Here is a 14,075-nt window from a genome sequence, read left to right on the forward strand (position 1 = left end):
CCTTAGCAATTCAAGTTCTCTCTCCGAAAAGCAAGACATACATTCTAAAAAGGGCAAGTGTTGGAAAAGCGCATATAAAATTGAGAATATGAGGAACAAATGGTAAGATGCTACACATATTTAAAAGCCTACTTTCTCCTTATACGGAGAACGGCTGAAAAGGAGGAGAAGCTTATTATTAAAAAAAGACGGTTTTGGGTCCCAGCCCTTTTCTCGGTTGCAGTATTACTTCTGTCTTCGTGCGGTTCAAATGAAACAAATGGGAACGGAGATAAACGTAATTCTACAGCGAAAGGGTCACCGATTTTGGAGGATGGGAAATTTATTTTTGCAGCATCAGGTGAATTCCACCCATTCAGTTACATGGATGGAAACCAGATGTCCGGCTTTGATATTGATGTCGGCAATGCGATTAGTGACAAGATGGGCCTAGAGCCTGTACAGAAAAAATATAAATTCGCAGGCATCGTCGAAGGCGTCAAAGCAGGCAAATTTGATGCGGCCGTTGCAAGTCATACCATCAACGAGGAACGAAAAAAACACGTCCTTTTTTCTCAACCGTATTACTACTCTGGTCCGCAAATCTTCACAAGACCCGGCGCAGATATTCACAGTGCAGATGACTTAAAAAACAAAGAAATCGCTGTCTCTAAAGGTTCGTCCTATGCGGATCTTGCCAAAGAACATAGCGGGCAGGAACCAAAATATTACGACAGTGATGTTGTCGCTTTAGAAGCACTAGCCAACGGCAAACACGATGCGGTCGTCACTGATTTTGCCACAGGTGCAGAAGCCATGAAGAAAAAACTTAAAATTGAAGCACAAGAAAGACTCGGGCAAAGTGAGCAAGCAATCGCTGTCTCTAAAGACAATAAAAAGCTCATGAAAGAGATCAATGATGCGATTGATGCACTCAAAAAAGACGGAACATTAAGACAAATTAGCGAAAAGTATTTTGACGAAGATATTACCGTCAAACAGGATTAAAACCACGATTGTGCGCCTTTCTCTAGGCGCACTTTCTTCAAATGGAGATGATTGTTTTGCCTACCTTATCACACTTTTTTCAAACGCTGATTGATTCTAGAGGCGTTTTCTTAGAAGGAATGCTGCTCACCTTACAACTCACTGTCATCAGTATTTTCATCGGCATGTTCATCGGGCTTTTCTTTGCCTTACTAAAAATATCCCACGTAGCCGTTTTCGGTTATATCGCAAATGCCTATATCTTCCTTGTACGCGGGACACCACTCATTGTGCAGATTTTTATCCTGTATTTTGGGCTGACAGAATTAAATATACCCGACTTTTGGGCAGCCTCTATTGCGCTTGCCTTCCATAACGGTGCCTATATAGCAGAAATATTTAGAGGTGCGATTCAATCAATCGATCAAGGTCAAAAAGAAGCAGGACGTTCTCTTGGCATGGGGCGATTTCTAACCATGAGACGTATCATTCTCCCGCAAGCGATGCGGCGCGCCCTCCCGCCTCTCGGCAATCAGTTTATTATCGGCTTAAAAGATTCATCACTTGCTGCCTTCATCAGCGTCAATGAACTCTTTAACATAGCCACCACTCAAGGCTCCAACAGTTTTGACAACATGACGTACTTACTTGTCGTGGCTGTCTATTACTTAGTTCTTGTCCTGCTGTTAACATTCGCTGTGCAAACCGTTGAGAAGAAACTTTCAGTCAGTGATCATTAGGAGGAGAAGCATGACAGAATCAAAAGAGATCATTCGTGTTGAAAAACTGAATAAATACTTTGGAGAGCTGCATGTCTTAAAAGATATCGATCTCACTGTATATGAAAATGATGTCGTCGTCTTAATTGGTGCAAGCGGCTCTGGGAAAAGCACCTTGCTCCGTTGTATGAATTTTTTAGAAATAAAAAATGACGGTCAGATCATCATTGATGGCAGTCCCGTTCATCCAAAACGAGATCAATTAAATGAAATGAGGCAGAAAATAGGCATGGTGTTTCAGCATTTTAATCTCTTCCCGCACAAAACCGTGCTTGAAAACATCATCGAAGCACCGGTCATGGTGAAAAAAACAAAGAAAGCACAAGCGATAACTGAAGCCAATGTCTTATTAGAGAAAGTCGGACTAGCGGATAAAGCAAAAGTGTACCCTTCAAAGCTATCAGGCGGTCAAAAACAGCGCGTTGCCATCGCACGAGCTCTCGCCATGAAGCCCGATGTCATGTTATTTGACGAGCCTACTTCTGCGCTGGACCCAGAGCTTGTAGGCGAAGTGCTGCAAACCATGAAAAGTCTTGCCAAAGAAGGCATGACAATGGTCATCGTCACTCATGAAATGGGCTTCGCAAAAGAAGTAGCTGACCGAGTTGTTTATATGCATGAAGGACGAATTGTCGAACAAGGTACCCCATCAGAATTATTTGATTCTCCTCAAGAGGAGCGAACCAAATTGTTTCTCAGTTCGATTTTATAGGTCAAACGCCCTTTATTTTTCGTGATTCATGCACGTTTATTCTCATTTTTTACGAACTTTTCATCCATTTATATTGATAATGACCAAAAAACCATGTTAGATAAACTTACATGAATATGTTATATATGACTTTTCTCTCTATAATGAAGAATTAAGAAATCTATTAATTCTGAATGATTCGGGGGAATGCAGCATGCAAATGGGTGATACAGTATTTATGTTCTTCTGCGCACTACTCGTGTGGTTAATGACACCGGGTTTAGCCTTATTCTACGGAGGACTTGTGAGAAGTAAAAACGTGTTAAGTACGACAATGCACAGCTTAACCTCACTAGCCATTGTCTCTATCGTCTGGATCGTGTTTGGCTATTCACTGGCCTTTGCGCCAGGCAATGCATGGATCGGAGGCTTTGACTGGGTTGGACTAAAAGGCGTTGGCTTTGAACCTGGTTCATATAGTGATACAATTCCACATTCATTGTTCATGATGTTCCAAATGACCTTTGCCGTCCTCACAACAGCCATTATCTCTGGTGCCTTCGCTGAACGTATTCGTTACTCAGCGGTGGTCGTGTTTACACTCCTTTGGGTCACATTTGTATACGCTCCAGTCGCACACTGGGTATGGGGCGGCGGCTGGATTGGAGAAATGGGAGCACTTGACTTCGCGGGTGGAAACGTCGTCCACATATCATCCGGTGTGGCTGGTCTAGTCGTAGCCATTGTTCTCGGGAAGCGAAAAGAAGCGGCAAGTTCTTCTCCGCATAACTTGATCTACACACTTCTTGGTGGAGCTGTGATTTGGTTTGGCTGGTTTGGGTTTAACGTAGGAAGTGCCCTCACATTAGATAGTGTCGCCATGTATGCCTTTATTAACACCAATACAGCTGCTGCTGCAGGAATCATCGGCTGGCTGTTAGTCGAATGGATGATCAACAAAAAACCAACGATGCTAGGTGCAATCTCTGGAGCCATTGCAGGCCTAGTAGCGATTACACCTGCCGCAGGCTTTGTCACACCATTCGCTTCGATCATCATCGGAATCATCGGCGGAATCGTTTGTTTCTGGGGCGTCTATTCACTCAAAGCCAAGTTCGGCTATGACGATGCACTGGATGCATTCGGTCTCCACGGAATCGGCGGTACGTGGGGAGGCATTGCTACAGGCCTTTTCGCCACTACATCTGTCAATGATGGCGGAGCCAACGGCTTATTTTATGGCGATCCAAGCTTACTTTGGAAACAAGTTGTCGCCATCGTGGCCACATACGTCTTTGTTGCAGTTGTCACATATGTGATCATCAAAGTCGTCAACATCTTCTTCAAGATTCGCGCAACTGAAGAAGAAGAATCAGTCGGTCTTGATTTAACGATGCACGGCGAAAAAGCATATCAAGATTAAAGAAAAAGGGGTGTCTCTATGAGCGAAATGTATAAAGTGGAGATTGTCACACGTCCAGCTAATTTTGAAACATTAAAGGTGGAGCTTGGAAAGATTGGTGTCACCTCGATTACCTTTTCCAATGTGCACGGCTGCGGATTACAAAAGGGACATACGGAACTATACCGTGGCGTCAAAAAGGAAAGCAATGTGTACGAACGTTTAAAGATCGAAATCGTCTTAAGCAAAGTACCTGTTGAACAGGTCGTGGAAACGGCTCAAAAGGTACTTCGTACAGGAGAACCAGGGGATGGGAAGATTTTTATATATGAGATAGAAAATACAATCAACATTCGGACAGGTGAAGAAGGACCTGCCGCCTTATAGCATCCCTCCGCCATATGGCGGAGGTTTTTTAAAGACAGAAAAAAACCTCTGTGCATTTATCTACACAGAGGATCTGACATGACATTAAGATTGTTTTGTTTCTTCTGACTGACTGCGGTCTTTAGAGGAATCTGAAGACTTTTCTTGATCAGAGGATTTCCCCTTCTCATCAGACTTATCTTCAGATTTTTCTTCAGTCGGCTCTTTTGCCTTATCGTCAGCAGCAGGTTCCTTCATTTTGTCATCAGCTTTTGGCTGAGCAGGTTCTTTTGCTTCTTCCGTCACTTCTTGCGCTGCTTTTTCAATGGAAGAAACAGGCTTATCAATGAAGCTAAGTGGATTAAGCGCTAAACCTTCCATACGAATTTCAAAGTGAACATGGTTGCCGCTTTCAGCACCATATAGATTCTTACCAGAAGCACCGATGACATCATTCTGTTTCACTTCATCGCCTTCTTTTACACTCACTTGAGACAACGATTGATAAACAGTAGACAATCCATCTTCATGTTCAATTTCAACAACGTGACCGAGAACTGGATCTTTTTTCGCCTGAACGACTGTTCCACTAAGAGCAGCTGTGACATCAAACACTTTGCCATCTTTATCTGCAAGATCAATACCTTTGCTTAAGGTATAGGTGTTATTATAGTTTACAAGTGCTGCTTCTTTTTCTTTTTGATCAGCATCTGCTTCATAGAACTTTTTCACGACAGAAACATTCTCAGAATTCTGGACCGGCATAGCAACATTTTCAATTGGCTTTCCAACTTCAACGGCATCATCACGCTGTTCTTGTCCTGTTTGATTTCCATCAGATAGTTGGTCTTTCACATCTTTCGATACAGCTTGATACCAAAGAACGGCTGTTAACACGACCGCTGCGCTGACCAAGTAAATAGCAGGGAATACCCAGCGCTTACGGAAAAATTGCTGAACTTTTGTGATTTTGGAAGTACGTTTCTTTTCTTCCTCTCTCATTTTTCATCACCTCAGCAACATTCTGAACACTTTTCAAAAAATATATACACACGAAATCATTTTTCTTTTTATTTTGCGCAATCGCATCAATAGTATGTATGATGAATGAAAAAAGATGGGGGTACATATGGTGAAAACTTTCAACCGCATGGCAACAGAAGATGACCTCAAAGAGATCGTCGATATCTACAATTCAACGATTGCTTCAAGAGAAGTAACGGCCGATACAGAACCTGTTACAGTAGAAGACCGCCGTCAGTGGTTTTTGAATCATTCAGAGAAACGTCCTCTCTATGTGAAAACAGATGAGGAAGGAAATATCTACGGCTGGCTCAGTTTTGAAACGTTTTACGGGAGACCTGCATACAACGGTACTGTTGAAATGAGTATTTACTTGAACCAAAACTATCGAGGAAAAGGTTTAGGGTCACTGTTCTTACAAGAGGCGCTCGAATTGGCACCCTCATTAGGCATCCGAACGTTACTTGCCTTTATTTTCGGCCACAACGAAGCCAGCATCAAATTATTTAAGAAGCACGGATTTGAGACTTGGGGACATTTGCCACGCATCGCAGAAATGGACGGCAATCGGTACGACTTAGATATTTTAGGAAAAGAATTATAAACGGAGCGTCTCTTGAAGAAAGAGACGCTTTAGATTGTTGACAAAGGGCTAAAATGAACTTGATTTTAGCCCTTTGTTTTCTTTTCAGCGTGATAGAAAACCTTTGCAGCCCGAGGAAGGACGAGTACTGGCGCGGAGCGAATTTCACATTCGTGAGCACCAGCACGCAGGACTGACAAAGAATGCGAGGGTTTGTCTACACGCTGGAGCGTCTCTTGAAGAAAGAGACGCTTTTTTTATGAAGCATGCACCAACTGCTCAAATTGCTTCGCATTTTGAAGCGATTTTCTTTTCAGAATGATACCATGTTCATCAATCAGAAGCGCTTGCGGAACAACTGTTACTCCATACAACTCCATAATTTGTGATGAGCGCATATAAACAGCTTGCTCCGGCAGCAATTGAAGAAGCGAGGCATCATCGGCTTGTTCATCTCCATTAATAACAATCACATGAGCATCATCATGTGAAGTTTGAGGCTGCACATCAGACAAAATACTTTTACAAGTCATACAAGTAGAATTCACAAATAACAGCATCACAGCTCGCCCATTTTGCAAATACTCCTTCAAGATCACCTTTTCACCTACATGCGAATAACTGCGAAATAACGGAGCCGGGTCACCAATATCCGCTTCCTTCAATTCAATTCCATCAAGAGATTTTATTTTATTCATAAATCTCCCGATAAAACGGGCAAGCAAAAACACGACAGCCAGCTGGGCAATGACAATTAATAACACAATGATTAATAAAATATCTGTCATTTCATTTTATCTCCTTCTATAATTGATCCATCTGCAATCTGGAATGAGTCGATCCACTTTCGCTTCAATAGCACAATTTCTTGGCTGACCGCTATGATCAAACAGACAGCCGCTGCAATGAGAAAACAAATCATTTTCAACCGCAATGAAATCATTTCAACACTAGGATGTACATAAAATAACCCTGCCACAAGAGTAAGCATCAGCAGATTGCGAATCACAATCCCCCAATGCAGGCGATCGTTTTCCAGTAATCCTCCACAACCGCACGAAATATCACGATGCCCCCTCATTAAATTGAACGTAACCGCTCCAGTGTAAATACATAACAGGGCTGTAAGGCCCACTGCAGGCAGGACAGACATGTTCCATATAAACAAATGAATCGTACAAACCAACTCAATCAACAAAAATACATAAAACATGGGTGCCGCGAAAGAAGGCGGCAGCAGCCGATAAGCATTGATCTGCTGGACATGTGCCTTCTGTTTCCTTGCTTTATCGAGCCATGCACCTGCAAAAATGATTCCTAGTAAATAGACTCCTATGAAATAAAAGACACTCACCTTACACCATCTCCTTTTGTTGAAATAGTTGAGATTGTGCCTCGTATAGCCTTCTGTATTCTCCGTGTAATGCCATCAGTTCATCATGGTTGCCCTCTTCAATGAAAGCACCATCTTTCATGACGATGATACGGTCTGCTAAGCGGGCCGCTCCCATACGATGTGTAATAAACAAAACACCTTGATCCTGCGTATGATCGAACAACTTTCGAATGAGTGAGATCTCCGACAATGGATCGAGAGCAGAGGTCGGTTCATCTAAAATAATAAAATCACTTTCTCTAAAGAAGGTTCTCGCCATCGCAAGCTTTTGCCATTGTCCGCCAGACAATTCATGTCCCTCTTCAAAAAAGCGACCTAGCTGCGCATCATATGTGTCTTCCATTTCATTAATTCTTTTCTCTATACCTGCTTGACGGGCGGCTGAAATCAACCGCTCTTCCTCTTCTATATCATCAATACGGCCAAACCCTATGTTTTCTCTCACAGTGAACTCGTACTTCATAAAATCTTGAAAAAGAACAGCCATTCTCGCATGATAGGTCTTTTTATGGATGGTGGAAATATCCTCTCCATTGACTTTGTGCATATTCTGTTGATCTGGATCGTATAAGCCGGTTAAACATTTGATTAAAGTGGTTTTACCGGACCCATTATCTCCTACTAATGCAATTCGTTCACCTTTATTCATATGAAAATGAATATGCTCAATCGCTGGTTTTTTCATATTCGGATAAGTAAAAGAGAGATTGTCTAATGTAATGGACTGGATATGCTCAATTCCCTGAAGCGACGCTGCCTCTTCCGTCTGTTCATGCATTTCCTCTTCTCTCTTTTGAAAAGCTCTCATTTCATCAACATATAGGCTCGTTTCATATAAACTAGAACATTCCCTCGTTAAATCTTGAAACCCACTTTGAATGTTTTGTACAGCTTGTAGCACTGCAACAAACGTACCCGCAGCTAATTTTTTTTGAAAAATAAGAAAGACAATCAATAAACCACAGCACACATAGGCCAATGTCATGAGCAACCCGCCTGCCATCTCCCAGCGCACTTGGCGTTTCAGCAAATTATATTTTTCATCTGCACTTTTAATGTAGTGACCTCTCCACTTTTGAAGAAGATAATTCCCTATTCCATATAAACGAACTTCCTTTAAAGAATCTCGCTGTGCGACGAGATCAGATACATACATTTCTCTTCGATCATTAGCCGTTAACAAACGATTTAATCGATAACGTGCGCCTCCAAAGAAAAGTTCAATCCATAATACAGGCAAGGTAAACAAGAACAATATGACCGCTAAGCCCCAATGAATACCGATCATATAAATAAGAAGTGATACAACAGTAATCAACGCGCTCATCATTGTAAAAATACTTCTCACCATACTGAGAACATGCTGATGACTGTTCATCACACGTTGACTTTCATTGTAAAAGGACGGGTGCTCAAACGTAATAAACGGCAGTCTTATCGCTTTTTGAAGCAATTCACCTTTCAAATGCAGACCAATCAGATTTGTCGCTTTCTGTTGACTAAGCTGAAGAATGAATTGAAGTCCATATCCTAAAATCACAATGACCATTTGCAGTCCAAATAACCACAAAACCTTTTGGATGTCACCTGAAGACGTCATAAATAAAATAATTTCATTAATCAAAGTTTGAATAATCCAGACACTAGCCAAAGGCATAAAACCAACGATCATTTGAATGAACAAAGTTAAAAGAAGATAAGAACGACTTTTTTTCCAAGTATAGGAGATTGCATATAAACAATGGTTCACTGTACTCATGAGATGCTCCACCTTACACCATTTAGTATAATTGACATATTTTTGATATTTGTAATATGATAGCTTTGCGTAACTTCACTTTGAGAGGACGATATACGATGAATTCAATTTTGCTTATGCAGCTCGCTCTTATGATTTGCAGTCTTCTATTAACGGCTGGAATTATCATCTATTTAAAACAACAGATGCAGCTTATCATCTTACCTATAGAACACGTGGGGCAGAAACTTGCGCATCCACTTCTCGAACAGCCATCACCCATTCACATGAATGATCTGCTGCAAACAAATCGTACACAACAATTACTGATCTTCACTGACACAGCATGTCCGCACTGCATTCCATCACTCGAACAATTTCTAGAAACAAAAAAGCAGCGTAAACTAAACGTTTCATTGAGTATTTTGTTGAAAAACGGGCAAAAAAAGGACCAAGAATTATATCGTGATAACGAAACAGACTTGCGAATTATTCCGGTAGACGAACAATTGATAAACGCATTCCAAATTCAGGAGTTTCCGTTCTACATCATGGTAGAAGACAATGATACCATCTCATATGCAGCACCTTTTCCAGACGGTCTTTATTCAAGACTAGCTGCAAACTAAAGATAAATGAGGCATGTGAAGAGCATCAAACACATGCCTCATTTTTTATTATTGTGAATTTGGCTGAACATCCTTCCCTTTTTCCTCTGCAGCGATTTCATTAGCTTCGCTTGAAGCGGATGTTTGTTCCTCAGCTTGTTCAAACTCACTGCGAGCTTCATTTGAAATGTCAACTTGATCACCGTGCTGATTCACAGTAACAGAAGACGACCCCTCTTTTTGAACCTCTTTCTCTAGTTCCTTTAATTTAGAAACATGAAGCTCTAAATCTTTTCCTTGCTGAACTAAAGTCAGTTGTTGAAATAACGCCTTTCTCTCTTCTGGAGAATGGTCGCCTTGAACAATTTGCGCTGCTTGGGTCAAAAAAGAATTTGATGTATGGCCAGCTTGACGCTTATTTGACGTCTGCATAGCATTTGTTACTAATGAAATTGGAGTTATGCTCATGCGTTCACACCCTAATAAATAAGATACTTAAATTTAGCAGCCACATTTAACGCGTTCTTGGCTAGTACAAATCTCACCTGTGTCACGATCCACATAGTAACGGAAAGTTCCAACGCCTTGAAGGAAACAAGTTGGTGCTGATTGGCAAGAAGTTACCAATCTTTGCAAAATACATCTAGCAGCTGCAGGTTGAACATTGGTCATTTTGTTTAAAATTCGATCTAACATATGAATTCCACCTTCCAATTTTTATGGTAATACAATACAATAATAACCAATTGATAGACAACTAACAATATATTTTGATAAATTTTCTAATTACTTCAAACTACTTTTCTTATTTATGACAAAATCTGCAGATTACATTTATAGTAATTGCTACTTTTTTCTTATTCAAAAATAATTCATTTATCCATAAAAAGTAAATGAAAGATAGAAAAAGGTCAATTCACTCTTCCTAAAGTACTACTTGCTCAAGTATGATATAGAGTGAATACATAAAGGAGTGAACACAATTGCAACAAACTGAGAAAATCATTCAATCTCTTCATTCAATAACAAAGTGGGGAAAGGTTGGGAGCATCTTTCTCTATATTTCAGGTGGTCTATCCATCCTCAGTGGGTTTTGGCTTGTTCTTCCTGCTGCCATTGGCGTTTTTCTGATTATGATGGGAATTCATGTCCAAAAATCCGTGAAAGCTGCTGAACAATTGATTCAAGCTCCTGATACTTCTTACGAAGAATTATTGGAACAATATGCTAAGATGATGAAAATGCAAACACTGTTTGCGATTTCAAGTATTGCCGCCGTTATTCTCTCATTCATCGCGATCGTTTTGATGTTTATACTAGGCGGGCTAGCCTTTCTCCAAGAGCTTCCTACCGATGTCCAACAGTACGAAGATTATTACGAAGAAGAACTTGGTGACTTTTATTAATGAAAAGGGGTATCAATGAAATACGATACCCCTTTTTTATTTGAGTTGGCATAGACTTGATACTAAACTTGACAATCAGTCTTTATCATTTTAAAATACAAATCGTAATCATTACGAAATAAAGGAGGGTTATAGCAATTATGCGCGTGAAAATCACCTTAGCCTGTACTGAAACAGGTGACAGAAACTATATCACTACAAAAAATAAACGAACGAACCCAGACCGTTTGGAGTTAAAAAAATATTCTCCACGATTAAAGAAATACACCCTTCATCGGGAAACAAAATAATTTTTAAGATTTAAATCGTAATCATTACTATATAAGTGAGGCGGCATACAAAATGAGCATGTTCAAAAGGACTAAAACAAATGGATAAAAGAATACCTGTCACAGTTCTAAGCGGCTTTTTAGGAGCTGGAAAAACCACGATATTAAATCATGTTCTTCAGAATCGTAAAGGGCTAAAAGTAGCTGTTATTGTCAATGACATGAGTGAAATAAACATTGATGCGGAATTAGTTAAGCAAGGCGGCGAACTCTCTCGATCAGATGAGAAACTGGTTGAACTATCTAATGGCTGTATTTGTTGCACATTGAGAGAAGATTTATTAATTGAAGTAGAACGCCTTTGTAAGGCTGGGAATATCGATTATATTGTCATTGAATCTACAGGTATTAGTGAACCAATTCCTGTCGCTCAAACTTTCTCTTACATTGATGAAGAAATGGGCATAGACTTGACACGTTTTTGCAGATTAGACACGATGGTAACGGTGGTAGATGCAAACCGTTTCTGGACAGATTTCCAGTCAGGAGAAAGTTTATTGGATCGTAAAGAAGCAGTTTCAGATGATGATGAACGAGAGATTTCCGATTTACTTATTGATCAAATTGAATTTTGTGATGTGCTCATTATCAATAAATGTGATCTTGTATCGGCATCAGAACTAGATCGGCTTGAGCACGTATTAACTAAACTTCAACCAGAAGCAACTATTATTAGAACCTCTAAAGGTAACGTACAGCCTAGTGATATTTTGAATACTGGTTTATTCGATTTTGAAAAATCTAGTGCTTCTGCGGGCTGGATCAAAGAAATTAATGCTGGACACTCTCAGCATACGCCTGAAACAGAAGAATACCAAATCTCATCTTTTGTTTATGAAAGAAGGCTCCCTTTTCATACTCGCAGACTGAATGCATGGTTAGATCAAATGCCAGAGCAGATTGTTCGAGCGAAAGGATTTACATGGCTAGCGACACATCATGATTTAACCATTTTAATTTCGCAAGCCGGAAAATCTGTGGCAATTGAACCAATCGCATACTGGATTGCTGCCTTGCCTGAGCAAGAACGATCACGGATCTTAAATCAGGAACCAGACATTCTAGATGAGTGGGATGCAGAGTTTGGTGATCGACATACAAAACTTGTCTTTATCGGTGTAGATTTACCAAAAGCAGATATTATTCGTACACTAGATCAATGCTTACTTACACCTGAAGAATTTGATCAAGATTGGACAACGTTTGAAGACCCCTTTCAATGGAACATACACACTTAAACCAGGAGGGTTTTAAATGGCAAAGAAATCAAAAATAGCAAAAGAAAAAAAGCGGCAGCAGCTCGTTTTGAAATATGCACAATTAAGGAAAGAGCTAAAAGAAAAAGGTGACTATGAAGCTTTGCAGAAACTACCTAGAGACTCTTCACCCACTCGCTTAAAAAACCGCTGTGAATTAACTGGCCGTCCTAGAGGTTACTTGAGAAAATTTAAAATGTCTCGAATTGCTTTTCGTGAGCTTGCCTATAAAGGACAGATTCCAGGAGTGAAAAAATCGAGTTGGTAAAGATTGATTTGATCTTAGCATAGTTCCTGTCAATGTAAAGCATGACAAAATGAATAAAAACCTCTTTTTCATCCTTACTCCGTCAATTTTGAGGTGCAAAATAGCATTTTAAAAAACAGCAGAATCTCTGCTGTTTTTTTATGGGGCCGAGCCTTATAGGAAAGATTGTCCTGATGTTAAAAGAAGATTTTCAACAGTGATTATAGCATTTTCTCTTCTTTTCAAAAATCGATGATCATGATACTTTGTTGTCATTACCCGCCGATGTAGGACATCTCAACTTTTTTCTGATCTTTCTTTTGCTCTCTCTCAGCTGAATATTGATCCTGTCTGTTTGACCAAAGTTCCTTCAATATGTTCACTAGGTATTCATCATTTTCTGAATTACGGATGAATCGTCTCAGATCAAAACCCGATGATGCAAAAAGACAGGTGAATAATTCGCCACGTGCAGATAGTCTAGCTCTATTACACGATCCACAAAAAGCATCTGAAACGGAAGAAATAATGCCAATCTCTCCTGACCCATCCTCATAAAAATAACGATTGGCTACTTCCCCTTGATATCGAGGAGGTTCTGGTTTGATAGGGTATTTTGAATGAATTAGCTCCATAATCTCTTTTTTCGTCAATACATGCTTGAGATTCCATTTGTTCGTATTGCCAACATCCATGAATTCAATAAATCGTAGAATGTGTCCTTCTTTTTTAAAATAGGCTGCCATTGGTAAGATATCTTGATCATTCACACCTTTTTGGACAACCATATTGATCTTAATAGCAAGTCCAGCTTTTTTTGCAGCCTCTATCCCATCAAATACTTTTTGGATAGAGATGTGTCTTCCATTCATCTGCTTAAAACGATCTGGATTTAAAGAATCTAAACTAATGGTGACTCTATTCAAACCTGCTTTCTTTAGCTTATCTGCGTACAAAGGTAACAGCGTTCCATTGGTTGTCATCGCGATGTCTTCAATACCTGGAATTTTTGCGAGTTTTTCTATCAAAACGGGCAAATCTTTACGCATTAAAGGTTCACCGCCTGTAATACGTAATTTCACCACACCTAATTCCTTTGCAAAAAGCGCAGCAAGTCGTTCAATTTCCTCGAAGCTAAGCAGCTCTTCTTTATCTAAAAAAGGATAATCTGGTCCAAAGATTTCAGCAGGCATACAGTACGTACATCTAAAATTACAGCGATCTGTTACGGATATTCTTAAATCGCGCAATGGTCGATGTCTTTTATCCAAAATACTGACCATAC

Annotated in this window: 17 protein-coding genes; 11 read left to right on the forward strand and 6 right to left on the reverse strand. The window is 40.0% G+C overall.

The window, feature by feature from the left end:
* The first annotated feature begins 99 nt into the window (after positions 1-99).
* The 5 genes from LCD32_RS16440 to LCD32_RS16460 all read left to right on the forward strand — a co-directional run bounded on the left by LCD32_RS16440 (position 100) and on the right by LCD32_RS16460 (position 4,225).
* Positions 100-987: a transporter substrate-binding domain-containing protein gene (locus LCD32_RS16440; RefSeq protein WP_224564263.1), complete on the forward strand. Its 888-nt coding sequence runs from the start codon at positions 100-102 to the stop codon at positions 985-987.
* 41 nt (positions 988-1,028) lie between these two features.
* Positions 1,029-1,706: an amino acid ABC transporter permease gene (locus LCD32_RS16445; protein WP_081832172.1), complete on the forward strand. Its 678-nt coding sequence runs from the start codon at positions 1,029-1,031 to the stop codon at positions 1,704-1,706.
* 10 nt (positions 1,707-1,716) lie between these two features.
* Positions 1,717-2,457 (forward strand): amino acid ABC transporter ATP-binding protein, encoded by a 741-nt coding sequence (locus LCD32_RS16450; RefSeq protein WP_008343342.1) that lies wholly within the window; start codon positions 1,717-1,719, stop codon positions 2,455-2,457.
* Between the two features lie 193 nt (positions 2,458-2,650).
* Positions 2,651-3,859 carry an ammonium transporter gene (locus LCD32_RS16455; protein WP_008343343.1) on the forward strand — a complete coding sequence of 403 codons (1,209 nt, stop codon included), beginning with the start codon at positions 2,651-2,653 and terminating at the stop codon, positions 3,857-3,859.
* A gap of 18 nt (positions 3,860-3,877) precedes the next feature.
* The gene (locus LCD32_RS16460) at positions 3,878-4,225 is read left to right on the forward strand and encodes a P-II family nitrogen regulator (RefSeq protein WP_224564266.1); all 348 of its coding nucleotides are present in this window, start codon (positions 3,878-3,880) and stop codon (positions 4,223-4,225) included.
* An 84-nt stretch (positions 4,226-4,309) separates the two neighbouring features.
* Here LCD32_RS16460 and LCD32_RS16465 read toward each other — a convergent pair whose 3' ends face one another.
* Complete coding sequence (locus LCD32_RS16465) at positions 4,310-5,206, reverse strand: M23 family metallopeptidase (RefSeq protein ID WP_008343344.1); 897 nt, start codon at positions 5,204-5,206, stop codon at positions 4,310-4,312.
* Positions 5,207-5,333: 127 nt separating this feature from the next.
* Between LCD32_RS16465 and LCD32_RS16470 the strand changes: the two genes are divergently transcribed.
* The gene (locus LCD32_RS16470; protein ID WP_008343345.1) at positions 5,334-5,831 is read left to right on the forward strand and encodes a GNAT family N-acetyltransferase; all 498 of its coding nucleotides are present in this window, start codon (positions 5,334-5,336) and stop codon (positions 5,829-5,831) included.
* Between the two features lie 236 nt (positions 5,832-6,067).
* On the opposite strand, the gene LCD32_RS16475 is transcribed toward LCD32_RS16470, so the two are convergent.
* Genes LCD32_RS16475 through LCD32_RS16485 form a run of 3 tightly spaced genes read right to left on the reverse strand, consistent with a single transcriptional unit; the run spans position 6,068 to position 8,965 of the window.
* On the reverse strand, positions 6,068-6,598 hold the full coding sequence (locus LCD32_RS16475; protein WP_007497592.1) for a TlpA family protein disulfide reductase: 531 nt from the start codon (positions 6,596-6,598) through the stop codon (positions 6,068-6,070).
* On the reverse strand, positions 6,595-7,164 hold the full coding sequence (locus tag LCD32_RS16480) for a MauE/DoxX family redox-associated membrane protein (RefSeq protein ID WP_017360025.1): 570 nt from the start codon (positions 7,162-7,164) through the stop codon (positions 6,595-6,597). Before LCD32_RS16480 ends, LCD32_RS16475 begins: the two co-directional genes overlap by 4 nt.
* 1 nt (position 7,165) lies before the next feature.
* Positions 7,166-8,965: an ABC transporter ATP-binding protein gene (locus LCD32_RS16485; RefSeq protein WP_060781511.1), complete on the reverse strand. Its 1,800-nt coding sequence runs from the start codon at positions 8,963-8,965 to the stop codon at positions 7,166-7,168.
* A 98-nt stretch (positions 8,966-9,063) separates the two neighbouring features.
* On the opposite strand from LCD32_RS16485, the gene LCD32_RS16490 reads away from it, so the two are divergent.
* The gene (locus LCD32_RS16490; protein ID WP_060781512.1) at positions 9,064-9,573 is read left to right on the forward strand and encodes a hypothetical protein; all 510 of its coding nucleotides are present in this window, start codon (positions 9,064-9,066) and stop codon (positions 9,571-9,573) included.
* 48 nt (positions 9,574-9,621) lie between these two features.
* On the opposite strand, the gene LCD32_RS16495 is transcribed toward LCD32_RS16490, so the two are convergent.
* Positions 9,622-10,020: a hypothetical protein gene (locus LCD32_RS16495; protein WP_007497596.1), complete on the reverse strand. Its 399-nt coding sequence runs from the start codon at positions 10,018-10,020 to the stop codon at positions 9,622-9,624.
* Between the two features lie 515 nt (positions 10,021-10,535).
* On the opposite strand from LCD32_RS16495, the gene LCD32_RS16500 reads away from it, so the two are divergent.
* The 4 genes from LCD32_RS16500 to rpsN all read left to right on the forward strand — a co-directional run bounded on the left by LCD32_RS16500 (position 10,536) and on the right by rpsN (position 12,811).
* Complete coding sequence (locus LCD32_RS16500; RefSeq protein WP_007497598.1) at positions 10,536-10,958, forward strand: DUF5362 family protein; 423 nt, start codon at positions 10,536-10,538, stop codon at positions 10,956-10,958.
* A gap of 140 nt (positions 10,959-11,098) precedes the next feature.
* Entirely contained in the window at positions 11,099-11,248 is a 150-nt protein-coding gene (rpmG, locus tag LCD32_RS16505; RefSeq protein WP_003214771.1) for a 50S ribosomal protein L33, read from the forward strand.
* An 80-nt stretch (positions 11,249-11,328) separates the two neighbouring features.
* On the forward strand, positions 11,329-12,525 hold the full coding sequence (locus LCD32_RS16510; protein ID WP_060781513.1) for a GTP-binding protein: 1,197 nt from the start codon (positions 11,329-11,331) through the stop codon (positions 12,523-12,525).
* A 16-nt stretch (positions 12,526-12,541) separates the two neighbouring features.
* Entirely contained in the window at positions 12,542-12,811 is a 270-nt protein-coding gene (gene rpsN, locus LCD32_RS16515) for a 30S ribosomal protein S14 (RefSeq protein WP_008343369.1), read from the forward strand.
* Between the two features lie 254 nt (positions 12,812-13,065).
* Here rpsN and moaA read toward each other — a convergent pair whose 3' ends face one another.
* Positions 13,066-14,073: a GTP 3',8-cyclase MoaA gene (gene moaA, locus LCD32_RS16520; protein ID WP_045033932.1), complete on the reverse strand. Its 1,008-nt coding sequence runs from the start codon at positions 14,071-14,073 to the stop codon at positions 13,066-13,068.
* Positions 14,074-14,075 lie beyond the last annotated feature (2 nt).

This window comes from Bacillus sp. RSS_NA_20 (assembly GCF_020165915.1).
Taxonomy (GTDB): Bacteria; Bacillota; Bacilli; order Bacillales; family Bacillaceae; genus Bacillus; species Bacillus altitudinis.